The organism is Streptomyces sp. NPDC008125 (assembly GCF_042957125.1).
GTDB lineage: Bacteria > Actinomycetota > Actinomycetes > Streptomycetales > Streptomycetaceae > Streptomyces.
Genome location: NZ_JBIBHR010000028.1, coordinates 36,081 through 60,925, shown reverse-complemented (window position 1 = coordinate 60,925; position 24,845 = coordinate 36,081). Strand labels below are relative to the sequence as shown.

At 72.2% G+C, this 24,845-nt stretch carries 13 protein-coding genes; 4 read left to right on the top strand and 9 right to left on the bottom strand.

Annotation, left to right across the window (positions count from 1 at the left end):
- The 9 genes from ACFZAX_RS32440 to ACFZAX_RS32400 form a co-directional block, all read right to left on the bottom strand.
- The coding region (locus ACFZAX_RS32440) for an SDR family NAD(P)-dependent oxidoreductase (RefSeq protein ID WP_390966086.1) at positions 1 to 12,220 on the bottom strand (12,220 nt) is incomplete at its 3' end.
- A gap of 110 nt (positions 12,221 to 12,330) precedes the next feature.
- Complete coding sequence (locus ACFZAX_RS32435) at positions 12,331 to 13,689, bottom strand: methylaspartate mutase (protein ID WP_390966084.1); 1,359 nt, start codon at positions 13,687 to 13,689, stop codon at positions 12,331 to 12,333.
- Entirely contained in the window at positions 13,686 to 14,186 is a 501-nt protein-coding gene (locus ACFZAX_RS32430; RefSeq protein ID WP_390966083.1) for a cobalamin-dependent protein, read from the bottom strand. The genes ACFZAX_RS32435 and ACFZAX_RS32430 overlap by 4 nt, the downstream gene beginning before the upstream one ends.
- A complete protein-coding gene (locus tag ACFZAX_RS32425) occupies positions 14,183 to 15,445 on the bottom strand; it encodes a type III PLP-dependent enzyme (protein WP_390966081.1) in 1,263 nt (420 codons plus the stop codon). The genes ACFZAX_RS32430 and ACFZAX_RS32425 overlap by 4 nt, the downstream gene beginning before the upstream one ends.
- Entirely contained in the window at positions 15,442 to 16,977 is a 1,536-nt protein-coding gene (locus ACFZAX_RS32420; RefSeq protein ID WP_390966079.1) for an AMP-binding protein, read from the bottom strand. The genes ACFZAX_RS32425 and ACFZAX_RS32420 overlap by 4 nt, the downstream gene beginning before the upstream one ends.
- 399 nt (positions 16,978 to 17,376) lie before the next feature.
- Positions 17,377 to 17,571 carry a ferredoxin gene (locus tag ACFZAX_RS32415; RefSeq protein WP_266776245.1) on the bottom strand — a complete coding sequence of 65 codons (195 nt, stop codon included), beginning with the start codon at positions 17,569 to 17,571 and terminating at the stop codon, positions 17,377 to 17,379.
- 12 nt (positions 17,572 to 17,583) lie between these two features.
- Positions 17,584 to 18,813: a cytochrome P450 gene (locus ACFZAX_RS32410; protein ID WP_390966077.1), complete on the bottom strand. Its 1,230-nt coding sequence runs from the start codon at positions 18,811 to 18,813 to the stop codon at positions 17,584 to 17,586.
- 49 nt (positions 18,814 to 18,862) lie between these two features.
- Positions 18,863 to 19,726 carry a TIM barrel protein gene (locus ACFZAX_RS32405; protein WP_390966075.1) on the bottom strand — a complete coding sequence of 288 codons (864 nt, stop codon included), beginning with the start codon at positions 19,724 to 19,726 and terminating at the stop codon, positions 18,863 to 18,865.
- Positions 19,727 to 19,846: 120 nt separating this feature from the next.
- Positions 19,847 to 20,713, bottom strand: coding sequence for an ACP S-malonyltransferase (locus ACFZAX_RS32400; protein WP_390966090.1), 867 nt, complete (start codon positions 20,711 to 20,713; stop codon positions 19,847 to 19,849).
- A 519-nt stretch (positions 20,714 to 21,232) separates the two neighbouring features.
- Here ACFZAX_RS32400 and ACFZAX_RS32395 point away from each other — a divergent pair.
- From ACFZAX_RS32395 to ACFZAX_RS32380, 4 genes are all read left to right on the top strand, one after another.
- A complete protein-coding gene (locus ACFZAX_RS32395) occupies positions 21,233 to 22,843 on the top strand; it encodes a carboxyl transferase domain-containing protein (RefSeq protein WP_390966073.1) in 1,611 nt (536 codons plus the stop codon).
- 17 nt (positions 22,844 to 22,860) lie between these two features.
- On the top strand, positions 22,861 to 23,094 hold the full coding sequence (locus ACFZAX_RS32390; RefSeq protein ID WP_390966071.1) for an acyl-CoA carboxylase epsilon subunit: 234 nt from the start codon (positions 22,861 to 22,863) through the stop codon (positions 23,092 to 23,094).
- 79 nt (positions 23,095 to 23,173) lie between these two features.
- Positions 23,174 to 23,938 (top strand): alpha/beta fold hydrolase, encoded by a 765-nt coding sequence (locus ACFZAX_RS32385; RefSeq protein ID WP_390966070.1) that lies wholly within the window; start codon positions 23,174 to 23,176, stop codon positions 23,936 to 23,938.
- A 559-nt stretch (positions 23,939 to 24,497) separates the two neighbouring features.
- Positions 24,498 to 24,767: a PqqD family protein gene (locus ACFZAX_RS32380; RefSeq protein ID WP_390966068.1), complete on the top strand. Its 270-nt coding sequence runs from the start codon at positions 24,498 to 24,500 to the stop codon at positions 24,765 to 24,767.
- Positions 24,768 to 24,845 lie beyond the last annotated feature (78 nt).

Below are 24,845 nucleotides of genomic sequence, written 5' to 3'. Positions count from 1 at the left end.
CCCCACGATCCCCGGCCAGCACCACCCCACGGTGCTCCAACACCCCACGCGTCGCCGCCAACGAGAAACCCACATCCACCAACGACTCGTCCCCATGCGCCTCCACATGGCCCAGCAGACGACCCGCCTGCTCCCTCAACGCCACACCACTGCGCGCGGACAACACCAACGGCACAACAGGCAACGGGACACCCACAACACCGTCCGCATCACCCTCCCCGACCGCCGGCGCCTCCTCGATGATCACGTGCGCATTGGTACCGCTCAGCCCGAAGGAGGAGATTCCTGCGCGTCGGGGCCGGTCGTTCGCCTCCCAGGCGACCGGCTCGGTCAGCAGCCGTACGCTGCCGGCCTCCCAGTCCACCTGCGGTGACGGCTCGTCGACGTGCAGGGTGCGAGGAAGCAGCCCGTTGCGCAGGGCCATCACCATCTTGATGACTCCACTGACACCGGCGGCGGCCTGGGCGTGTCCGATGTTCGACTTGACGGAGCCGAGCCAGAGCGGGCGGTCGGCAGGGCGGTCCTGGCCGTACGTGGCCAGCAGGGCCTGTGCCTCGATCGGGTCGCCCAGCCGGGTGCCGGTCCCGTGTCCCTCCACGGCGTCCACGTCGGAGGGGGCGAGGCCCGCCGCCGACAAGGCCTTGCGGATGACCCGTTGCTGGGAGGGGCCGTTGGGTGCGGTCAGTCCGTTGGAGGCGCCGTCCTGGTTGATGGCGCTGCCTCGGACCAGGGCGAGCACCGGGTGCCCGTTGCGCCGAGCGTCCGAGAGGCGCTCCACCAGCAGGAGGCCGACGCCTTCGGCCCAGCTCGTGCCGTCCGCCGCGCCCGCGAACGCCTTGGAGCGTCCGTCGGGGGCGAGGCCGCGCTGGCGGCTGAAGTCGACGAAGATCTCCGGGGTCGGCATGACGGTGACACCACCCGCCAGAGCGAGGTCGATCTCGCCGGTCCGCAGCGCCTGGCAGGCCATGTGGAGGCTGACCAGGGAGGAGGAGCATGCGGTGTCGACCGTGACGGCGGGCCCTTCGAGGCCCAGTGCGTAGGCGACGCGACCGGAGGCGATACTGCCCGCGCTGCCGTTGCCGAGGTATCCGGCCAGGTCGTCGGGGACGTCGGTGACCCGGCTGCCGTACTCGTGGTACATCACGCCGGCGTACACGCCGGTCTGGCTGCCGCGCAGCGTCTCCGGATCGATGCCGGCGCGCTCGAAGGTCTCCCAGGCCGACTGGAGCAGCAGCCGCTGCTGCGGGTCCATCGCGAGGGCCTCGCGGGGCATGATGCCGAAGAACTCGGGGTCGAACTCCGCTGCGTCGTAGAGGAATCCGCCTTCGCGCACATAGGTGCGGCCGGGCAGACCGGGCTCGGGGTCGTAGAGGGCGTCGGCGTCCCAGCCTCGGTCGGCGGGGAAGTCGCCGATGGCGTCGACGCCGTCGGCGACGAGGTCCCACAGGCCCTCCGGGGAGCGTACGCCTCCGGGGAAGCGGCAGCTGATCGCCACCACCGCGATCGGGTCGTCGTCCAGCGCCGTGCGTGGGGCGGCGGCGGGAGCCGTCGTGGTGGCCGTGCCGGTGATCAGGGTGTCGAGGTACCCGGCCACCGCACGGGAGTTGGGGTAGTCGAAGACGAGCGTCGCCGGCAGTCGCAGCCCGGTGGAACCGGCCAGCAGGTTGCGCAGCTCCACTGCGGCGAGGGAGTCGAACCCCTGGTCGCGGAAGGCGGTGTCGGGTCCGACCGCCTCGGCGGAGGGCTGGCCGAGGACGGAGGCCACCTGGGTGCGGACCGTGTCGAGCAGGATGCGGGCCCGGTCGTCCGGGGTCGTCGCACCGGCCAGGCGGCGGTCCAAGGAGGAGGCCGCGGTGGCCGCCGCCCGTACGGTGCGGCGGGCGGGAGCGCGGCGGCGGCCCCGCAGCAGTGCGGGCACCTCGTCGCTGCGGGCGGCGAGCGCGGACGCGTCGATGGTGAGGGGGACGACGACGGGGTCCTCGGTGACGAGGGCGGCGTCGAAGAGCTCCAGGCCCCGGCCGGCGTCGAGGGCCGGCAGGCCGAGGCGGCGCATCCGGTCCAGGTCGGCTTCGGTGAGGTCGCCGCCGAGCCCGGTGCTGACGTCCCACATACCGAAGGCGATCGACGTCGCGGGGAGCCCGGCCGCCCGGCGGTGGGTGGCGACCGCGTCCAGGAAGACGTTGGCCGCCGCGTAGTCGGCCTGTCCGGCGGCGAGGACGAGGCCGCCGGCCGAGGAGAACATGACGAACGCGGTGAGGTCGGTGTCCCTGGTCAGTTCGTGGAGGTGCCAGGCTCCCTCGGCCTTGGGGCGGAGGACGGCCTCCAACCGTTCCGGGGTGAGGCTGCCGATCAGGCCGCCGTCGGCGACCGCCGCAGCGTGGACGACACCACGCAGCGGGTGTCCGGCGTCGATCCCGGCGAGCAGGGCGGCCAGGGCCTCGCGGTCGGCCACGTCGCAGGCGGCGATCCGGACCTGGGCGCCGAGGTCCGTCAGTTCGGTGGCCAGTGCCTCGGCACCGGGTGTGTCCGTGCCCCGCCGGCCGGCCAGGAGGAGGTGGCGCACGCCGTGCTCGGTGACGAGATGGCGCGCGACGAGTGCGCCGAGGCCGCTGGTGCCTCCGGTGATCAGCACCGTGCCCCCGGTGTCCCACGGGGCGGGCCGTGCGGTCTCCGGACCCGTGGCGCGTTGCAGCCGCGGTATCCACGACTCGCCGCCGCGCAGGGCGGATTCGGGCTCGCCGGACGCGATCACGGCGGCGAGGACGGCCTCCGTCGCGCCGGACTCGTCCTCGACGTCGAGGAGGTGGAACCGGCCGGGGTTCTCGGCCTGCGCGGCGCGGACCAGTCCCCATACCGGGGCCTGGGCCGGGTCCACGTCCTCGCCGGGGCGCACGGGCACGGCGCGCCGGGTGACGACGACGAGGGGTGCGGTGCCCGCTTCGGGGTCGGCGAGCCGGTCGCGTATCTCACCGAGCACATGGCGGGTGTGGGTGCGCACGGCGTCCGGGACGTCCTGGCCGTCGGGCGCTGCCGGGCAGTGCAGGACGGTGTACGCGGCGGTGCGGCCGGGTTCCTCGGTGACCGGCTCCGCCTGCTGCCAGACGATCCGGTGGAGTGCCGCGGACGGCGCCCCGGAGGCTGCCGCCAGTTGCTCCGCCGAGACGGGGCGGGAGACGAGCGACTCGACCGTGGCCACCGGTGCGCCGCTCTCGTCGGCGACCATGATGGCGGACACCTCGTCGCCGCGTATCCGCCGGATGTGGACGCGCAGCGAGGAGGTCCCGGCGGCGTGCAGGGTGACACCGTTCCAGGAGAAGGGCAGCAGGGTGGCCGCGTCGTCGGACGGGTCCGTCAGCAGGTCGGCGTGCATGGCCGCGTCGAGGAGGGCAGGGTGCAGGCCGAAGTCCACCGCCTCGTCGCGGGCGGGGCCGTCGAGGGCGACCTCGCCGAACACGTCGTCGCCGCGCCGCCACGCCGCGCGCAGGCCCTGGAAGGCGGGGCCGTAGGCGTAGCCGCGCTCGCTCAGCCGCTCGTAGGCGGAGTCGACGTCGACCGGGGTGGCGCCGGCCGGCGGCCACTGGGTGAGGTCGAAGGCGGCTTCGGGCGCTTCGCGGGTCAGGGTGCCGTGGGCATGCCGGGTCCATGGGGCGTCGGGGTCCGAGGAAGCGCGCGAGTGGATGCCGACCGTGCGGGCCCCGGAGGGGTCCGGGGCGCCGACGACGACACGCAGGGCGACGCCGCCCCGGGCCGGCAGTGTCAGCGGGGCTTCGAGGAGCAGTTCCTCGATACGCCCGCAGCCGACGTGGTCGCCCGCCCGGATCGCCAGTTCGACGAAACCGGTGCCCGGCAGCAGCACGCTGCCCAGCACGCCGTGGTCCGCGAGCCACGGTTGGGTGCCGGTGGCGAGCCGCCCGGTGAGGACGACGCCTCCGTCGTCCGGCGTCGCCACCGCGGCGCTCAGCAGGGGGTGGGTGACCGCTTCCAGACCGGCCGCGTCGAGGTCGCCCGGGGCGGCGGTCAGGTCGAGCCAGTAGCGCTGGTGCTGGAAGGCGTACGTGGGCAGGTCCGGGCTCGGACCGGTGCCGCGGGGGCCGAAGAAGGTGTTCCGGTCGACGGTGAGCCCGCGCGTGTGGGCTCTGCCGGCGGCGGTCAGGACTTCGCGGGCCTCGGGCCGGTTTCGTCGCAGCGAGGGGATGAAGGCCGTCCCGTCCGTGTCCTGGACGCAGTCCTGAGCCATCCCGCTGAGCACGGCGTCCGGGCCGATCTCGATGTACGAGGTGACGCCGCGGTCCTCCAGGAACCGGATCGCGTCCGCGAAGCGCACCGCTTCACGGACGTGCCGCACCCAGTAGTCCGCCGCGCCCCATTCCTGCGTCAGGTCCCCGGACACGGCCGACACCACGGGAATCGACGCGGCCCCGGTCGACAGCCCGGCCACCACGGCGCCGAACTCGGCCAGCATCGGCTCCATCAGCGGCGAGTGGAAGGCGTGCGAGACCCGCAGCGTGGTCGCCCTGCGGCCCTGTTCCGTGAACGTCGCCACGAGCTCGCGAACCGCCGCCTCGGTGCCCGAGACGACGACGGAACGCGGCCCGTTCACCGCCGCGACGCCCACTTGGGCGTTCAGCAGCGGAAGGACCTCCGCCTCCGAAGCCTCCACCGCCACCATCGACCCACCAGCCGGCAACGCCTGCATCAACCGACCACGCGCGACGACGAGTTCCGCCGCATCCCCGAGAGACAACACCCCCGCCACATGCGCGGCAGCGATCTCACCGACCGAATGGCCCACCAGGAAGTCCGGACGGACGCCCCAGGACTCCAGCAGCCGGAACAGCGAGGTCTCGACCGCGAACAGAGCGGCCTGCGCGAACATCGTCCCGTTCAGCAGACCCGCATCCTCACCCCACACCACCTCGCGGAGCGGACGCCCCAGCCGGGCGTCCAGTTCCGCCACGACGGCGTCGAACGCCGCCGCGAACACCGGGTAGGACTCGTACAGCTCCCGGCCCATCCCCAGGCGCTGCGCACCCTGACCCGTGAACAGGAACGCCACCTTGCCCTCGCTGACCGTGTCCCGCACCGGTCCGGTTCCGGAGGCCAGCGCCTGGAGCGAGGCGGCGAGTTCGCCGCGGTCGGCGCCGAGCGCCACGGCCCGGTGGTCCAGGGCGGCGCGGGTCGTCGCGAGGGCGTGGCCCGTCGCGGCGAGGGCGTCGTCGGGGACGGACGCGAGGTGGTCGAGCAGGCGCGTCGCCTGGGCGTTCAGCGCGTCCGGGGTCCTTGCCGAGAGCGGCCAGGTGATCAGTCCGGGGGTGGGCGCGGCCGGCTCGGACTCGTCCGGCGTGGCGGTGGCGGCGGGCGGCTCCTCGATGATCACGTGGGCGTTGGTGCCGCTGATGCCGAAGGACGACACCCCGGCGCGACGCGGACGGTCGTGCGCGGGCCAGGCGGTGGCCCCGGTCAGCAGGGCGACGGCGCCGGAATCCCAGTCCACCTGAGGTGACGGCTCGTCGGCGTGGAGGGTCGCGGGCAGGGTGCCGTGGCGCATGGCCTGCACCATCTTGATGATGCCCGCCACACCGGCCGCCGCCTGGGTGTGGCCCATGTTGGACTTGATGGAGCCGAGCAGCAGGGGGCTGCCGTCGGACGGGCGCTCCTGGCCGTAGGTCTCCAGCAGCGCCTGGGCCTCGATCGGGTCGCCGAGGACGGTGCCGGTGCCATGGCCCTCGACGGCGTCGACGTCGGCCGGGGTCAGCCCGGCGACGCTCAACGCACGCCGTATGACGCGCTGTTGGGCCGGACCATTGGGTGCGGTGAGGCCGTTGGAGGCTCCGTCGGAGTTCACGGCCGAGCCGCGGACGATACCGAGGACCTGGTGACCGTTGCGCTCGGCGTCGGAGAGCCGCTCCAGCAGGAGCATGCCGACGCCCTCGCCCCAGCCGGTGCCGTCGGCGCCGCTGCCGAACGACTTGCACCGCCCGTCCGCGGCCAGGCCGCGCTGCCGGCTCATGTCGACGAAGGTGTCGGGGGTGGACATGACGGTGACACCGCCCGCGAGGGCGAGGCTGCAGTCGCCGCGGCGCAGGGCCTGGGCGGCCCAGTGGAGGGCGACGAGGGAGGACGAGCAGGCGGTGTCGACGGTGACCGCCGGGCCTTCGATGCCCAGCGTGTAGGCGACCCGTCCGGACACCACGCTGGCGAGGCTTCCGTTGCCGTGGTAGCCGGCCACCTGCTCCGGCAGCGGACCGAGCCGGAGTCCCCAGTCGTGGTACATCACGCCGGCGAAGACGCCGGTGTCGCTGCCGCGCAGGGCGTGCGGGTCGATGCCCGCGCGTTCGACGGTCTCCCAGGCGATCTCCAGCAGCAGTCGCTGCTGGGGGTCCATGGCCTGCGCCTCGCGAGGGCTGATGCCGAAGAACTCGGCGTCGAAGTCCGCCGCCCCGTAGAGGAATCCGCCCTGGTCGGTGAGGCTCTTGCCGGGTGTGCCGGGCACGCTGTCGTGGATGTCGGTGGCCCAGCCGCGGTCGGCGGGGAACGCCGAGACGACGTCGCGCCCCTCCGCCACGAGCTGCCACAGCTCCTCGGGCGAGGTCACTCCGCCGGGGTAGCGGCAGGCCATGGAGACGATGGCGATCGGGTCGTCGTCGGAGACGGTGGCGGCGGCCCGGGCGGGCAGGCCGGCCTGCCGTTCCGCGTCGCCGCCGAGCCGGGAGGCCAGGTGGTCGGCGAGAGAACCGGGCGAGGGGTAGTCGAAGACGAGAGTGGCCGTCAGGGGCAGACCCGTGGCGGAGCCGAGGCGGTTGCGGAGTTCGACGGCCGCCAGGGAGTCGAAGCCCATCTCGTTGAAGGCCCGCGTGGTGACGACACGATCGGGTCCGTCGTGTCCGAGGACCGCGGCCACCTGGGTGCGGACCAGGTCGAGGAGGGCCTCGCCGCGCTGCGCGCGGGTCAGACCGGCCAGGCCGCGCGCGAGGGACTGCTCGACGCTGACCCCGCCGCCTCCGACGACGCGGCGCGGCGCACGGACCAGGGCGCGAAGAAGGGCCGGGACGTCACCGCCGCGGGCGTTGAGCGTGCGCAGGTTCAGCCGTACGGGCAGGACGGCCGGGTGGTCCGCGGTGGTGGTCGCACGGTCGAGCAGCGCGAGGTTCTCCGCGACGGACAGCGGCTGGAGGCCGAGGCGTTCGATGCGCCGCAGCGCGGCTTCGTCGAGGCTTCCGCCCATGCCGCCGGTGCCGGTCCACAGCCCCCAGGCGAGCGAGGTCGCGGGAAGACCGAGGGCGGCGCGGTGGGTGGCGAGCGCGTCGAGAAAGACATTGGCGGCGGCGTAGTTGCCCTGGCCTGCGCCGTCCAGGACCGTGGCGGTGGAGGAGAACAGGACGAACGCCGACAGGTCGCTGTCGCGGGTGAGTTCGTGCAGGTTCCAGGCACCGTCGGCCTTGGGCCGCAGGACGGTGTCCAGGCGGGCGTCGTCGAGGGAGTCGACCAGGGCGTCGTCCAGCACCCCCGCCGCATGCACCACGGCACTCAGCGGCAGCCCTTCCGGTACGGCGGCCAGGGCGCCGGCCATCGCGTCACGGTCGGCGGCGTCACAGGCGGCGATCACGACCTCGGCGCCCAGCGCGGTCAGCTCGGCCCGGAGCTCCTCGGCGCCCGGCGCGTCCGCGCCCCGGCGGCCGGTGAGCAGCAGTCCGCGTACGCCGTGCGCGGCGACCAGGTGCCGGGCGACCGTGGCACCGACACCGCCGGTGCCGCCGGTGATCAGGACGGTGCCGTCGGTGCGCCAGGGGGCGGCGGGGTCCGGTGCCTGTGTGGTGCGGGTCAGCCGCGGGACATACAACTGACCCTCGCGCAGAGCGATTTCTGGCTCGTCGGTGCCGGCCGTGAGGCGCAGCAGTTCGTCCGTGCCGAGGGAGCCGTCGGTGTCGAGCAGGAGGAAGCGGCCGGGGTGTTCGGCCTGGGCCGAGCGCACCAGGCCCCAGACGGGCGCCTGGGCGAGTGCGGCCGGCTCCCCCTCGGCGGCGGCGACCGCGCCCCTGGTGAGGACGGTCAGCCGGGCGGTGGCTGATGTCTCGTCGGCAAGCCAGCCCCGTACGGCCGTCAGTGTGGCGCCGAGGACGGTACGGACGTCGGCCGCGATGTCGGGCCCCGTGGGTTCCGGGCAGACATGGAGGCGGGCGTCGGGGTCCGGCCCGGTGGCGGCGGGGGCCGGCAGCGGGGTCCACCGGATGTGGTGGAGCGCGTCGGGGTGGGCGGTGGCGGCCAGTTGGCCGGCGGCGACGGGCCTGACGAGGAAGGAGTCGACGGAGGCCACCGGGGCGCCGGTGGCATCGGCCAGTTCGATGGCGACCTCGTCGGTGCCGGTGGCGGTGACGCGGGCCCGCAACGCGGTGGCACCGGCGGCGTGCAGGGTGACTCCGGTCCAGGCGAAGGGCAGCAGGACGCGGTTGTCCGGGGTGTCGGTGGCTGCCGCCGTGGCGAAGTCGGTGGCGTGCAGGACCGCGTCGAGGAGCGCGGGGTGGAGTCCGTAGGCGGAGGCGGGGTCCCCGGCCGTGTCGGGCAGCCGGACCTCCGCGCACACCTCGCCCTCTCCGGTCCTCCAGACGGCTCTCAGTCCGTGGAAGGCGGGACCGTACCCGTACCCCTGCGCGGCCAGGTCTCCGTAGAGGCCGGTGATGTCGATGGGCTCGGCGCCGGGGGGCGGCCAGGTGCCCGCCGCGAAGTTCTCGGCCCGCTGCCCGGCGGGGCCGTGAGGGGCGAGTCGGCCGGTGGCGTGACGGATCCACGGGGCGTCGGCGGGGGCGTCCTCGTCGCGGGAGTAGAAGGTGATGGCGCGAAGGCCGGCGGGGTCGGGGGCGTCGACGACGATCTGGAGGGCGACGCCGCCCGTGGCGGGCAGGGTCAGGGGGGCCGCCATGACGAGCTCGTCGAGGTGTTCGCAGCCGGTCCGTTCACCGGCCCGGACCGCGAGATCGACGAACGCGGTGCCGGGCAGCAGGACGTGGCCGTCGATCACGTGGTCGGCGAGCCACGGATGCGAGCGCAGGGAGACCCGTCCGGTGAGGACGGCGCCGCCGGTGTCCGCGAGCCCCACCACCGCGCCCAGAAGGGGGTGGTCGGCGGCCATCTGGCCGAGGGCGGTCGCGTCCTGGGCGGCGCCGGGGGCGCTCAGCCAGTACCGCTCGCGCTGGAAGGCGTAGGTGGGCAGGTCGACGCGGTGGGCGCCGGTCCCGGAGAAGAAGGCGTGCCAGTCGACGCGGGTGCCACGCGTGTGGGCGACGGCCAGGGCGCCGAGCACCTGGCGAGGTTCGTCGTGTCCGCGTCGCAGCAGAGGGGCGAAGACGGCGGACGGGTCGGCGCCGGCACGGCCCATGGCGCAGAGCACCGGGTCGGGCCCGAGTTCGAGGAAGGTGGCGACGTCCCGTTCGGTGAGCGAGGCGACGGCGTCGTGGAAGCGTACGGGCGCGCAGATGTGCCGCACCCAGTGCTCGGGGTCGGTGAGTTCACCGGCGGTGGCGAGCCGGCCGGTGAGGGCGGAGACGACGGGGAGCTTCGGCGCGCGGTAGGTGAGGATCCGGGCGACCTGCCGGAACTCTTCGAGCATCGGTGCCATGAGCGGGGAGTGGAACGCGTGGCTGACCCGGAGCCGCTTGGTGCGGTGGCCGTCGGCCTCCAGCCGGGCGGCGAGGGCGGTGACGGTGTCCTCGTCACCGGACAGGACGACCGAGCGGGGTCCGTTGACCGCGGCGATGCTGACGGTGTCGCGGCAGTCCGTGAGAAGCGGCTCCACCGTCTCTTCGGCGGCCTCCACGGCGATCATGGCGCCGCCCTCGGGCAGTGCCTGCATCAGCCGGCCGCGTGCGGCGACGAGAGTGGCGGCGTCGTCGAGCGAGAGCACTCCGGCGACATGGGCGGCGGTCAGCTCACCGACGGAGTGCCCGGCCACGTAGTCGGGCCGGACGCCCCAGGACTCCAGGAGCCTGAACAGAGCGACCTCGACGGCGAAGAGCGCGGCCTGGGCGTACGCGGTGTGGTCCAGCAGGGCCGCCTCGGGGGTGTCCTCGTCGGCGAACAGGACGTCCCACAGGGACTGGTCGAGCTGGAGGTCGAGATAGCCGATGGCGTTGTCGAGGGCCTTGGCGTAGACGGGGTAGGCGTCGTACAGACGACGTCCCATGGCCAGGCGCTGGCTGCCCTGACCCGTGAAGAGGAACGCGGTGCCGCCGCTCGCGGAGACCGAGGTGAACACGTCGGGGGTGTCGCGGCCGTCCGCCACGGCGCGCAGTCCGTCGAGGAGCCCCGCGCGGTCCCCGGCGAGCACCACGGCACGGTGGGGCAGTGCGGAACGGGTGGTCGCGAGGGAGTGGGCGAGGTCGAGCGGCCGGGCGCCCGGGGTGTTGTCGATGTGCGTCAGCAGGCGTCTCGCCTGGTCGCGCAGAGCGGCCTCGCTCTTCGCCGAGAGCACCGACGGCAGCGGCCTGCCGTCCTCGTCCGGGACGCCGGAGCCTTCGCCTTCGCTCCCTGCGTCCTGGGCCGGCGGTTCCTCCACGACGATGTGTGCGTTGGTGCCGCTGACGCCGAAGGAGGAGACGGCGGCCCGGCGGGGGCGCTCGCCCGGTTCCCATGGCACGGGTTCGGTCAGCAGCCGGACCTCTCCCGCCGACCAGTCGACGTTGGGTGAGGGCGCGTCCACGTGCAGCGTCGCGGGCAGCAGACGATGGCGCATAGCCATGATCATCTTGATCAGCCCGGCCGAGCCCGCCGCCGCCTGGGTGTGCCCGATGTTGGACTTCACCGAACCGAGCCAGGCCGGCCCCGCGGTGCGTCCCTGCCCGTAGGTGGCGAGCAGCGCCTGGGCCTCGATGGGGTCGCCGAGCGTCGTGCCGGTGCCGTGCGCCTCGACGGCGTCGACCTCACCGGCGGTGAGTCCGGCGTCCGCGAGCGCCTGGCGGATGACCTGGCGCTGGGCCCGGCCGCTCGGTGCGGTCAGGCCGTTGGACGCGCCGTCCTGGTTGATGGCCGTACCGCGTACGACGGCGAAGACCGGGTGGTTGTTGGCCCGTGCGTCGGAGAGGCGTTCCAGGACGAACACACCGGCGCCTTCGGCGAACGCGGTGCCGTCCGCCGCGGCGGCGAACGCCTTGACCGTGCCGTCGGCCGCGAGACCGCGCTGCCTGCTGAACGCGGTGAACACGCCGGGGCTCCCCATGACGGCGACCCCGCCGGCCAGGGCGAGGGAGCACTCGCCGCGCCGCAGCGACTGGACGGCGAGGTGGAGGCCGACCAGCGAACCGGAGCAGGCGGTGTCGACGGTCACCGCGGGCCCTTCCAGACCGAGCGTGTAGGCGACCCGGCCGGACACCACGCTGGGTGCGTTGCCGCTGAGCAGATATCCGTCCAGACCGTCCGGCGCCTCGTGCAGGCGCATCGCGTACTCCTGGGGCTCCGCCGCGACGAAGACGCCGGTCCGGCTGGAGCGCAGGGTCCGCGCGTCGATCCCGGCCCGTTCCACGGCCTCCCACACGGTCTCCAGCACGAGACGCTGCTGCGGGTCCATGGCGAGGGCTTCGCGGGGGCTGATGGAGAAGAACTCGGCGTCGAACTCGGCGGCTCCGGAGAGGAATCCGCCGTGCCGGGCGTAGGTGGTGCCGGGGGTCGTGGGGTCGTCGTCGAAGAGACGGTCGAGGTCCCAGCCCCGGTCGGCGGGGAAGTCGTCGCGGATGTGGGTGCCTTCGGCGACCAGGCGCCACAGGTCCTCGGGCGACGACACGTCACCGGGGTAGCGGCAGCCGATGCCGACGACGGCGATCGGATCATCGGTGGCGTGGCCCGGCGCGAGGACCGGGTCGGGCAGGTCGGGCAACCCCAGGGCCTCGGTGCGCAGATGGGCGGCGAGGGCGGCCGGTGAGGGGTGGTCGAAGACGACGGTAGGGGGCAGTGCGAGCCCGGTGGCCGCGATCAGCCGCGCGTGCAGGGCCACCAGGGCCACGGAGTCGAGCCCCAGCTCGCGGAAGGCGCGCTCCCGGTCCACGGTCTGCGTGGTGTCCGGCCGGGTCTGCCGCAGGACGGCCGCGGTGTTCTCGCGCACCAGGTCCAGCAGCACCCGGGTCTGCTCCGAGGTGGGGAGGGATTCCAGCTCACGCACGAGTGCGGCCTGCCGCTCTGTGCCCCCGTCCGGCACACCGTCGGTGCCAGAGACGAAGTTTCCCGACTCAGTCATCTGCACTCCACACAATTGTCGCCCGTCGCCGGACGGAATTCACCAAGGAACCGCACCAATGCGGATCACGCTATGAAGGCGCGGGGCCGCGCACAGCCCCTAGAGCCCCCCTAAGAGAAACTGGAATCCGGCAGCGCGACATCCGCGCGGCCGCGGCCCCGGATGCCAGGGGATTCCACCGCTCTTCTGTCGAACGCCCGTTGTACGTAGGAGAGGTCGGCGATCAGCCCCGACGAGGTCACGTCGCGGGAGCGGGCCGGGCCGACGAGCCCGGCCAGCGGCAGCCTTCCGATGCCCGCCCACCGCAGCCTGCCGTCCCCGTCGATGTAGCTGCGGGCCCGGCCGTGGTTGTCCGGGTGCAGGCAGTAGGGGATGTCCAGGGCCCCCTGCCGGAAGGCGAGTTCGAAGGCGTGCCCGACGTCCTGGGACAGTTCGAGCACGCCCTCGATCAGGGCTCTGGCCTCCAGGTACGTCTGTGAGTCGGACTCGGTGGAGGGCGGGCCGCCGGGCGCCGTTGTCCGCGCGGTCCGGGCCGCCGCCTCCAGGGCGGCGACGTTCTCGGCGACGGTGGGGATCCGGCGTGACTCCGCCACCGTCTTCACGATGAGCCGCTCCGAGCCGGAGGCGACGGCGAGCCGCGTCGCCTCGTCGAGCAGTAGATAGGCGCCCTCGTCCGTGGTCGGGTACACGCCCATGTAGGCGTAGATGACCACGTGCCAATTGGTCGTCGGAAGCAGTTCGCCGCAGAGCCGCCGCAGAGCCGCCACCGCCTCCCGGTCCTGTCCCGGGTGGGTCTGCTGGGCATAGCTGAGCGACACACTGCGTATGCCGTGCTGGCAGAAGAAGAGCGCTTCGAGCACGCTCATCGCCACCAGTTGGCTCGGTGGGCACAATTGCCCGAGCATGCAGCCGCCGAACGTCTCCAGATGCGGTTCCACTCCCGATTCCCGCAACTGCGCGAAATCCTCGGTGCAGCGGACCCAGTTGCGTACCGACTCGTCCAGCGGAGTACGTCCGTAGGGGAGACAGTAGGAGACGGGGCCTCCCTCGGTGGCGTTGATCAGCGTGGTGCGCAGCGCGGCGAAGATGTCCCCGGGAACGGCCGATCCGTGCCGGACCTGGACCGGGAACGTCTCGTCCCTGATGCCCGCGAGGACCTGCTCGGTCACGGACCGGTCGTGGGTGACGATGGGGTAGCCGTTGAGACCGGCGCCGGCTCGCAGCGCGTTCTCCACGGACGCCAGTTCTCCGACCCTCGTATAGCTGTCGAGAGTGATCGTGCCGACCGTCGCCGCATCGGCGGCCCTGGTGGCGGCCAGCCCCGCGCGCATGGTGACGGGGTCGCTGAATCCCATGCGGGGCTGCACCACGAGGTCGCCGGTGCGGCTTCGCGCCCGGACGAAGGCTCCGAAGTCCACCGGGCGCGCGCCCCCGGCCGTCCGCCGGAGCGGGTGCGCGCCCGGTCTCACGCCACGACCTCGGTACGCTCCACGGCGCGGTCGGCCACGGGCAGCGCACCGGCGAAGCGGGTGAACTCCGCCATGGTGGTGGAGGCGTCGTCGAAGACGGCGTCGAACCCGGCGGACAGCAGCGCGCCGATCGCCGCCTCGCTCTGCTGCCCGGCGACGCCGAGCTTGCCGCCGATGACCACCGGGGTCGAGGCCAGCTCACCGCAGGCGCGCAACGCCTCGATGACGCGCAGACCGTCCTGGTGGCCGTGCCCGTTGACGCTGCTGATCACCACCAGGTCGGGGGCCGTCTCCCGGCAGGCGTCCACGAGGACGTGGTCCGGGGTGCACGGGCCCAGGTTGATCACCTCGTAGCCCAGCTCCTCGATGAGCAGCTGGAGGAAGACGAGGTTCCAGGTGTGCGAGTCGGAGGCCACGGTCGTGACGACCACGGTGCCGCGCCGGGCGCCCGCGGAGCTCACGGTGTCCGTGACGCCGTGCATCAGGCCGGAGCTCATGCGGTCCCTCCCGCAGCGGTGTGCGCGGTCGCCCGGTCCACGGCCGCGTAGCTGCGGCTGTGCTCGATCCGCGAGACGGACAGCACCGTGTCGCCCCGCACCACCACCTCGGTGGGGGCCGGGCGGCCCAGGAACATCAAGAGGCTGGCGGTCGGCCCGTAGGCGCCCGCGTTGGGGATGGTCACCAGGTCGCCCGGGGCCAGTGCCGGGAGGTCGATCTCCCGGCCGAGGATGTCACCGGGGGTGCACAACGGGCCCACCAGACTGGCGGATTCGACACACTCCCCCGCATCGGTCCCGACGGCGACGGGCAGCAGCCGGCCGAGGCCCGACATTCCGCCGAAGGTGTTGATGCCCGCGTCGAGGATGACGAACTTGCGGCCCCGGCTGATCTTGACGTTGCTGACGGAGGCGACCAGGGTGCCGCTCGCCCCGACGAGGTAGCGGCCCGATTCGCAGGCGATCTCGGGGCCCTCGGTCCGCCACCGCGGGAGGTGGGTGTCCAGTGCGGCGGCGAGCTCGCCGCGCAGCTTGGGGTACGCGCCCCGGACGCCGGGAACGGCGTACGGCACGGTGAATCCGCCGCCGATGTCGAGGAAGCGCAGGGGAAGTCCGAGTTCGTCCTGGAGGCGGGCGGCCAGTTCGATGGTGTGCCGGAACTCGCCGAGGAGGCTCTCCTCGTCCTTGGCGTTGCTCAGCGGGAAGAAGTGCATCCCGGTGATGCGGACGCCCTCGATGGTGCGCAGCTCGGGGAGGACACCGGCCAGCGTCTCGCTGTCGAAGCCGAACTGGGAGGGGGTGCCGGTCATCCGGATGCTGCTGGTGGCGCTGGCGGTCGCGCTGTTGACGCGCAGCAGGCAGTCGGCGGTGGCGCCGTGCGCCCGGGCGGCGTCGGCCACGTGGCGGACGTCGGAGACCGAGTCGGTGGAGAAGACGCGGACTCCCAGACGGATCGCCTCGTCCAGCTCGCCCGGTGTTTTGCCGGGGCCGGTGTAGAGGCAGTCCTCGCCGCGGAATCCGGCCGCGAGGGCGGACTCCAGCTCGCCGGTGGAGCTGATCTCGGGCCGGCAGTGACGGCCTTCGCCCTCCCGCAGGGCCCGGACCAGGTCCGGGTGGGGGTTGGCCTTGAGTGCGTAGAAGAGGGTGAACTCCTCGGGCAGGGCCTCGAACAGCTGCTGCCGTGCCGCGTCGACCTCGTCGAGGTCGTACACGTACAGAGGTGTGCCGTAGCGTTCGGCCAGTGCCTGGTAGCGGCTCATCGTCCTTCCCCGTCGATCATCTCGGTCAGTATCTGCCGGGCGTTCTTCCCGTGCAGGCTCAACGGCAGTTCGTCCAGGACCCGGCACAGGGCGGGCACCTTGGCCGACTCCAGCCGCTGGGCCAGTTCCTTCAGCACGGTGTGGGGCGGCAGTTCGGTCTCGGCGAAGATGACCAGGTCGCGGGTGTCGGTGGGCGGCAGCGCCGTGGCGGTGCGGACGCCGGGGATGTCCATGGCGGCGGCCTCGATCTCCACCGTGCTCATCCGGATGCCCTTGCGCTTGAACATGTCGTCGCGACGGCCCTCGAAATAGAGGTAACCGTCCTCGTCGAGCCGGCCGTAGTCGCCGGTGTGCAGCCGCAGCGCCCCGGTCTCCGGGTCGGTGCGGAAGGTGCGCGCCGAGAGTTCGGGCCGGCGCCAGTAGCCGGGCATGACGTGCGGTCCCACGGCGACGATCTCGCCGGTCTCCCCGGCCGGCAGGGTCCTGCCCTGCGCGTCCAGGATCAGGACGGTGGTGCCGGGCAGCGGCAGGCCCACCGAGCGCGGACGCTCGTTCTCCTGGTCCGGCGGCATGATGCTGACGCGTTTGCACTCGGTCTGTCCGAACTGGCGGACCACCCGCACGCCGGGGAACGCCTCGCGCAGGGCGTCGACCGCGTGGTCGGGAAGCGCGGCACCGGTATTGGTGAACATCCGTACCGGCGGCGGGTCCTGGGGGTCGCGGGCGGCGAGGGTGCCGATCATCGTGGCCAGCGACGGCACGATGGGGACCACGGTGGCGCCGGTCTCGCGCATCCGTCGCAGCAGTACGAGATCGGACTCGCCGCCGTCCAGGACCAGCTGGGAGCGTCCCAGACAGGTGAGCAGCACCTTGTACAGGCCGTAGTCCCAGGAGATCGGGAAGCGGCAGAAGACGACGTCGTCCGGCCGGTACCCGAGTACCTGCTGGATGGCGCGGGAGGCGAAGGTGACCTGGGCGTGCGGGCACACCACGGCCTTGGGCGCGGCGGTGCTGCCCGAGGTGTAGACGAGGAACGCGATGTCGTCGGTGCCGATGTCGAGGGGGGCGGCTGCCGGGCGCCCCGCGGCCTCCTCCACCTGGGGCCAGATCGCCGCGAGGTCGTGCACGGGGAGGTTCGCGGCCCGGCCGAGCACCTCGGTGGTGGCGCCCTCGCCGATGATCAGGGACGGTTCGGCGTCCTCGATGACGGACCGGAGGTGGTACTCCTTCATCGCGGGGTTGAGCGGCACCAGCATCACACCGGCGCGCGAGGCCCCGTAGACCATGGCCACCAGTTCGCGCCGGCTGGGGAGCTGCACGAGCAGGCGGTCACCGCGTACCGCGCCCTGTTCGGTGAGCCAGGCGGCGAAGCCATGGCTGAGTTCGGCCATCCGGCGGTACGTCACCTGGCCGGCGGCGTCGTGCAGGCACTCCCCGTCCGGGGTGTCCGCGACCGCCTCGTCGAGCAGGGAATGGACCGTCCCGCCGTTCCCGTGCGCCGTCGGCGCGCAAGTGGTGTTCGGATTCTCCACGGTTCCAACGTCGCTTTCGGGAGTGGGTGGCGAGCCGACCGCGTCGTCGCGCGAGGGGTCGGCTCGTGGGGCGTGGGGAGGTCCCGGTGCGGCCGGGGCACGGACCTGGGGGGGGTCCGTGCCCCGGGGTCCGGGGGTGGTCGGTTCCCCAGGACGTGTCTGACAATTCCCGCCGGGCGGTCGGCGCCCGGCACGGCACCTCGCGGCGTTGTCAGACACGCCCTGGGGCGTGTATCGAAAGTCCCGCCTGTCCGACGGCGCCCGGCACGCACGCTCGCCGCGTTGTCGGGATCACCCCGATACATCCAGTATCGGGGCGACCCTCCGCCTTGCGATCGCACGCACCGGACGTCGCCGGACCCGCCCTCCGGGCGAACGGCGCCACTTTCGACACACGCCCTAGTCGGCGATGCTCAGTGCCCCGACCGGGCAGACGTTGACGGACTCCGTGACTTCCTCGCGCAGCCTGTCGTCCGGCGTTTCGATCAGCAGGACCACCTTGCCGTCTTCGTCGTTCTGGTCGAAGACGGCGGGTGACGTGATCACACAGGAACCGGCCGCGACGCAGCGCTCTTTGTCAACGATCACACGCATGGGAAAACTCCTTTACCAGGTCACCGGCAGCTCGTGCACGCCGTCGATGAGGGCGTTGGCCTTGAAGGGCAGTTCGTCCAGGGCCGCGTCGAGGCGCAGCCCGGGAATGCGACGCAGCAGGGTCGTGAAGACGACCTCCAGCTGCATACGGACGAGCATCTGGCCCGCGCACTGGTGGCGTCCGAAGCCGAAGGCCACGTTGTGGCGTGCCTCGCGGCGGGTCAGGTCGAGGGTGTTGGGGTCCTTGAAGACCGCCGGGTCGTGGTTGGAGGCGGAGAGCGAGCAGATGACACCCTCGCCCTTGCGGATCAGCTGGCCGCCGATCTCGGCGTCCTCCAGCGCGACACGGACGGTGCCGTGGTCGGAGATGCTGGAGTAGCGCGACAGCTCGTCGACGGCCTGGCCCGACAGTTCGGGGTGCGCGCGCAGCCAGTCGGCCTGCTCGGGGTGCTGGAGGAGGACCAGGGTACCGATGGTGATGCCGTTGACGGTGCTCTCGTGGCCGGCGGCGATCATGGCCCGTACCAGGGCGCTGATGTCGGACGGCTCCAGTTCCTTCTTCCGGTCGTTGCGCTGGAGCAGGCTGCTGATCAGGTCGTCGCCCGGGTTCTTCTGGCGCTCGGCGATCAGCTCGTAGAGCAGCACCTCGACCTCGGCGTTGGCCGAGGCGTGCTCCTCGGCGCTGCCCTGGGTGACGAGGAGGGTGACCCAGCGGTGGAACAGGTCGCGCGACTCGTGCGGTACACCGGTCAGTTCGCACATGCCGATGGACGGCACGGGCATCGACAGCATGGACACGAGGTCCACCGGTCCGCCCTGCTCCAGCATCGCGTCGATGCACTCGTCGACGATCTCCTGGGTACGCGGCCGCATCGCCTCGACGCGCTTCACGCTGAGTTCCGGCATGAGCATCATGCGGTGCGCGGTGTGCTCCGGCGGGTCCATGTGGAGCAGGGCCGGCTTGACCTTGCCGAGGAGCTCCATGGGGAAGTGGAACTGGAGTGGGTAGCCGGGGTCGGCCATGTTGGAGCTGAACCGCGGGTCGACCAGCATCTGCCGGACGTCCTCGTAGCGGGTGAGCAGCCATGCCTCACGGCCGTTGAACTTGAGCTTGACCCGGGAGACCGGCTCGGTCTCCCGCAGCACCGCGTACTCCGGTGCCGGGTCCAGGGGACAGCCGGTGCGCTCCAGGGGGAACGGGCGGGGCTGGGCGTGCGGACATGCGTCGACGAGATCGGACATGGTTCCTTCTCCAGAGGTCTCTGCGCTCGGTGGGTAGGGGGCGGCTCTCTCAGCCGCGGGCCTTCTCGAGGGAGGCGCGTACGGCGGCGACGGTGCGGGCGATGTTCTCGCTGAGCGGCAGCGCCCGCAGCTCGGCGGAGAGGACTTCCACGGACGGGGTGACGTCGACACCCTTCGCGTCCAGCGTGTGCAGCAGCCCGGTGATGTCGCAGTCGCCGTCGCCGGGCAGCAGGCGGCCGCTGAGGACCTCGTTCATGACGTCGGGCGACGGGGTGCGCGGGGCGTCCGCGAACTCCACGGCCGCGATCTGCGCGCCGGTGAGCTGGTCGACCGCGCCGACGCCCGTCGGGTCGCGGAAAAGGTGCCACATGTCGATGAGGAGACCGGCGTTGGGACGGTCGGCGGCGACGATGATGTCGGAGGCGACCTGGTAGGTGAAGCCGGGCATCACGGCCATGGCTTCCAGGGAGATGTTCAGCCCGCGTGCGGCGGCACGGTCGCACATCGCGCCGAAGCGCTCGGCGAGGACCTCGGTGGGGGGCATCTCCACGCCCGTCGGGTAGACGGCGCAGGACTTGACCGCCGGAATGCCGGCCAGGACAGCCAGTTCGAACAGGCGGTTCTCCGACTCCAGGGCGGGGCCGCTCTCCTCCGGCCCGGCGTTCCAGCCGAACAGGACCTCCAGCTCGTGCAGCCGGACCCCGTACTCGGTGAGCAGGCCGCGCAGCTTGTCCGCGGAGTGTTCGGCCAGGAACGCCTCCAGCTCCTCGACACCCATGCCCATCGAGACGCAGTTGTTCTCGGCCAGCGCCGCCAGGCGCTCTTCCAGTGTGTACCGGACGGGCTCCTGCCAGGCCGACCCGGTCAGCTGCAGATAGGCGAAGCCCAGGTCGGTCCTGGTCAGAAGGGTCATGGTGTACCTCTCGCTCGTGAGTCCGCGGCCGGTCCTGGTGGAGACGGCAGGGGCGCGGCGCCGGCCTGGGCGCGTCCCGCCGGGTGTGTGTGCGTCGGGGCCGGGTCGACCGGGGCTCGCTCAGGCGGCGAGGTTCCGGCGGACGGGCTGAAGGGCTGTCCTCGGGTCCACCGCGACGACATCGAAGTTCCCGGTGGTGACGGGAACCCGGCCGAAGAGGCTGTCCGGCCCGGCGACGTACAGCCTGCGGACACCGTGTCCGAGCAGGGCTTCGACGACGGCGGGCCAGCGGACGGGACGGACGAAGCCGTCCAGGAGCATGGTGCGGACCTGGTCGCCGGTGGTCAGCAGGGCGCCGTCCTGGTCGGCGACGACCGGTATCCGGGGATCGTGGAAGGTCAGCGGGGCGAAGAGTTCCTCCTCGGCCCGCCGGCGCAGGGGCTCGAAGACGCTCGCGTGCATGGGCGGGCGCATCGTGTACAGCGGCAGGCCGCCGACCGAACGCAGCCGCTTGCCGAGCCACTCCAGCACGGTCTCGCGCAGCGACACCATGTAGAAGTCTTCGTCGACGTGGCAGGCGATCTCGTACCACTCACCGCGCTCGTCGAGTTCGGCGAGCACCCGGTCGAGTTCGGTGCGCGGGACGCGGGTGAAGGAGTGGGTGACGACGTCCTGGTGGTTCTCCGCGAACCAGGATTCCAGGAGCCTGGCCCAGCCGGCGGTCAGGCGCACCGCGTCGGCGAAGTCCAGGACGCCGGTGTGGGCCGCCGCGGTCTTTCCGCCGAAGCTGGGGCCGACGCAGAGAGCGGGTTCCGGGTCGAACCGGTCCCGCGCCCAGGTGGCGAGGGCAAGGCAGTTGACGAGGAACGCGACCTGCGCGTACTCGCTGTAGTCGCCCTCCGTGTCGCGGTAGCGGTCGACGAGCGAGTAGCCGAGCACGTCGTCGGCCTCGGCGACGAGCCGCCGGGCCACCGGGTTGATCAGCATGAACTTGGCGGAGTCCTGAAAGCGCGTGGGGCTCATGCCGGGGAAGACCAGCGCACCACCGGTGCGGAGGTCGTGTCTCATGGTGTCCTGCCCTTCAGCACGTCGTTCAGGAGCGATCAGCCCGTGGGGCCGCTTCGTGTCCGAACCGGTCGGGACCCAGGCTGGGGTCTGCCCGCTGCCGCCAAAACCCCTAAGTTCGCGGGTCCGAATTCCGTTGACGCCCGCTCGCTTCCGGCCTCCGGCACACCGCCGTCGAGGCGGCGCAAAGGCACTTCGCTTCCACCGTGCGACACCCCGTAGAGCCCCTAAGGGTTTCGGTCCGCGCCGGAGCGGCGAGGCGATGACGACTCGCGTGGCCCCGGACGTGCTCGGCCCCGGAACGGCGAGGTTAGGGGGGTTCCGGACAACTTAGGGGCGGACGCGGGGATCGCACCGGGCCTTCGATGAGGGACGGTTGACCGCATCCTGCGCCGGTGCGAGCAGCCACCGCGCACCGTCGACATGTGGATGGGTGGGACCATGACAGTCATTCAGGACGCCCCGTCGGACAGCGGTGGTGATACCCCCGCGGAGCACCGGCCGGACCTGCGCTCTCTGGTGGCTCACGCGACGGAGCTGAAGAACGCGGCGCGTGAGGGTATGGGGCCGCGCTCGACGGAACAGCAGCATGCCCGGGGCAAGTTGACCGCGCCCGAGCGTCTGGAGCTGCTCTTCGACCCGGGTACGTTCCAGGAGGTGGAGTCACTGCGGCGGCACCGGTCCTCAGGGTTCGGCCTGGAGCACCGGCGGCCGAGCGGGGACGGGGTGATCACCGGATGGGGCCAGGTGCACGGCCGTACGGTGTTCGCGTACGCGCATGACTTCCGGGTCTTCGGCGGCTCGCTGGGCGAGGCTCACGCGCAGAAGATCCACAAGGTGATGGACCTGGCGATCTCGGCCGGCGCGCCACTGGTGGGGCTGAGCGACGGCGCCGGCGCACGCATCCAGGAGGGTGTGACGGCGCTCGCCGGATACGGCGGGATCTTCCGCCGCAATGTCCGGGCGTCCGGGGTGATCCCTCAGATCAGCGTGATCCTCGGGCCCTGCGCGGGCGGTGCCACCTACTCCCCCGCGCTCACCGATTTCGTCTTCATGGTGCGGGACATCTCGCAGATGTACATCACCGGGCCCGACGTGGTCCAGGCCGTCACCAACGAACGCGTGACGCACGAGGAACTCGGCGGGGCACAGGTCCACGCGACGGTCTCCGGCGCGGCCGGTTTCATGTACGACGACGAGGCGGAGTGCCTGGACGAGGTCAGGCACCTGCTCTCGCTGCTGCCCGCGAACAACCGCGAGCTCCCGCCCGAGGCGCCGACCGAGGACCCCGCGGACCGGCGGTGCGAGGCACTGCTGAGCCTGGTGCCGCAACACGCCAACCAGTCGTACGACATGCGTGCGGTGATCCGGGAAATCGTCGACGACGAGGACTTCTTCGAGGTCCACGCGCTGTGGGCCACCAACATCATCTGCGCGCTGGCCCGGCTGGACGGCCACACGGTCGGCATCGTGGCGAACCAGCCCGCTTCGCAGGCCGGGGTGCTGGACATCCACGCGTCGGAGAAGGCGGCACGGTTCGTCCAGACCTGCGACGCGTTCAGCATTCCCCTGATCACTCTGGTGGACGTGCCGGGCTTCCTGCCGGGCACCGACCAGGAACACCAGGGCATCATCCGGCACGGCGCGAAGCTGCTCTACGCCTACTGCGACGCGACCGTCCCCCGTGTCCAGGTCATCCTTCGCAAGGCGTACGGCGGGGCGTACATCGTGATGGACTCGCGTTCCATCGGAGCCGACCTGTCCTTCGCATGGCCGACGAACGAGATCGCGGTGATGGGCGCGGAGGGCGCCGCGAACATCGTCTTCCGCCGGGAGATCGCCGCAGCGCCGGACCCCGCGGCGGCCCGCGAGCTGCGGATCAAGGAGTACCGGCAGGAGCTGATGCACCCGTACTACGCGGCTGAGCGCGGCCTGGTCGACGACGTGATCGATCCGGCCGAGACCCGTGCGGTGCTGGTGCGTTCCCTGGCGATGCTGCGGACCAAGGACGCACCCGTACCGGCCCGCAAGCACGGCAACCCCCCGACCTGAGCCCGTGAGGACCGACCATGACCACTGCCCCCCACTCCCCCGCACCGGGCGCCGCGGCCCCGGACCGCACCGGAGCGGCGCTGCGCTTCCTCCGCGGTGCGCCGTCCGTCGAGGAGATCGCCGCGGTGACGGCCGCGCTGCTGAGCCTGCACCGTGCTCCGACAGCCGTCCCCGGCATCCGCCGGGACGTGACGCCCCGGTGGAGCGCACCACTTCACTACCGGCCGCCCGGAAGCTGGGCGGCACGGTGAGGCAGGACGCGGCGCTGCCCCACCCCTGCCCCCTCGGCCGCTCCGACCAACAGCCACAGCAGAAGGACGTAGAGCACTGATGACGGATGAATCACGGGAGACCGGCCCCTGGATCCGGCGCTTCCATCCGGCTCCCGCGGCCCGCAACCGCCTGGTCTGCTTCCCCCACGCGGGCGGATCGGCCACCTATTACTTCCCGGTGTCGCGTGCGCTGTCCCCGGCGATCGATGTTCTCGCCATCCAGTACCCCGGCCGTCAGGACCGGAGGCACGAGCCCTGCGTCGAGGACATCGAGAAGCTGGCCGATCTCGTCGTCGGGGAGCTGGACTCCTGGCGGGACCTGCCGCTGACTCTGTTCGGCCACAGCATGGGGGCCACGCTCGCGTTCGAGGTGGCCCGCAGACTGGAGGCCGGGGGGACACCGCCGGTCACGCTTTTCGCCTCCGGCCGCCGGGCACCCTCCCGGGTACGCGACGAGCGCGTGCACCAGGCGGGAGACGACCGTCTCATCGCCGACATCACCCAGCTGAGCGGCACGGATTCCGCGGTGCTCGGCGATCCCGAGATCCTGCGCATGATCCTTCCGGCCATCCGTAGCGACTACAAGGCCGCGGAGACCTATCGCTACCGACCGGGACCGCCGCTCGGGCTGGACGTCGTCGCACTCGTCGGTGACGCGGACCAGCAGGTGACGGTCGACGAGGCGGAAGCGTGGCGCGAGCACACCACGGCCTCGTTCGAGCTGAAGGTGTTCCCCGGCGGCCACTTCTTCCTCGACTCCCACGTGGCCACGGTCCTCGAACTGATCCGCGCCCGCATGAGCGCGTCGGCGGTCGGATCGTGAGTGACCGGGACCGGCGGGCCGTCCGCCCGCCGGTCCCGGTCACTCGCCGGTGAGCTCCACACGGGGCGCCGGTGACCGGCGTCCGCTTCCTGGACCCACTCCCGCCTGCCTCGGAATCGCTTCCGGGGCAGGCCGACTTCATGTAGTGGGCAGTGTATTCCGGACAGAGTTGCGGCGGAGTTCCGCTTCCCTCTCCAGAATCTAGACGGACGTACTAGACTAGCGTCTATCGCGGCGTCGGACAGCCCGCCCCAAGGGCTGTCCCTCGACTCCCGACGAACCAGCGCTCGGCATCGGATGCGGCACATCGCAAGACGGAGGGTTGCTCACCTATCGGACGTACTCGGGTGTTCCGGCAGGGCGGCGAGGTGCCGCGGCTGTCGTGACGCGCCCGCCAGGAACTGCGGGACAGCCCTCAACAAGCCGATGCGCGAGACAGTCCCGGGAAATGCCGGCGACTTACGCCGCCCGGACAGACACCGATCTTCGCCCCGTGTACACGGTCACGCCTCCTCCCCGGTTGGCCGTCACTGACCGGCTATCGACTACGGAGGCCAGAATGCCGGTACGACCAGAGCACGGCGTCACCTCACGCGTCACCGAGGACGGGTGCCTCGAATTCCTCACCACGGCGGACGGCGCCATCTACCGGTGCAGCCCCGTCGCCGCTGCCATGTGGATCGCGCTGCGCCAGCACAACGGCGAACTCGGCCCGGCCGCCGAGATGCTGGCCGCGCTCTGGTACACCGACCCCGAGAACACCCGGACCGACATGGACATATGGGTCAGCGAGCTGCGGGACGCCGGCCTGGTCCGCGACGAGCCCTGAGCATCGGGGCCGCATGCTGCCCGGGCGCCGGGCGCCCACCCGTTCCGCGCCTTCAGGAACACAGTGTGCTGGTCACTG

Bases quoted from the DNA above. Each gene is read 5' to 3' on its own strand.
- ACFZAX_RS32430 (WP_390966083.1), bottom strand. From the start codon at position 14,186: ATGAGCTCCGGCCTGATGCACGGCGTCACGGACACCGTGAGCTCCGCG.
- ACFZAX_RS32425 (WP_390966081.1), bottom strand. From the start codon at position 15,445: ATGAGCCGCTACCAGGCACTGGCCGAACGCTACGGCACACCTCTGTAC.
- ACFZAX_RS32415 (WP_266776245.1), bottom strand. From the start codon at position 17,571: ATGCGTGTGATCGTTGACAAAGAGCGCTGCGTCGCGGCCGGTTCCTGT.
- ACFZAX_RS32410 (WP_390966077.1), bottom strand. From the start codon at position 18,813: ATGTCCGATCTCGTCGACGCATGTCCGCACGCCCAGCCCCGCCCGTTC.
- ACFZAX_RS32405 (WP_390966075.1), bottom strand. From the start codon at position 19,726: ATGACCCTTCTGACCAGGACCGACCTGGGCTTCGCCTATCTGCAGCTG.
- ACFZAX_RS32400 (WP_390966090.1), bottom strand. From the start codon at position 20,713: ATGCTGATCAACCCGGTGGCCCGGCGGCTCGTCGCCGAGGCCGACGAC.
- ACFZAX_RS32395 (WP_390966073.1), top strand. From the start codon at position 21,233: ATGACAGTCATTCAGGACGCCCCGTCGGACAGCGGTGGTGATACCCCC.
- ACFZAX_RS32390 (WP_390966071.1), top strand. From the start codon at position 22,861: ATGACCACTGCCCCCCACTCCCCCGCACCGGGCGCCGCGGCCCCGGAC.
- ACFZAX_RS32385 (WP_390966070.1), top strand. From the start codon at position 23,174: ATGACGGATGAATCACGGGAGACCGGCCCCTGGATCCGGCGCTTCCAT.
- ACFZAX_RS32380 (WP_390966068.1), top strand. From the start codon at position 24,498: ATGCCGGTACGACCAGAGCACGGCGTCACCTCACGCGTCACCGAGGAC.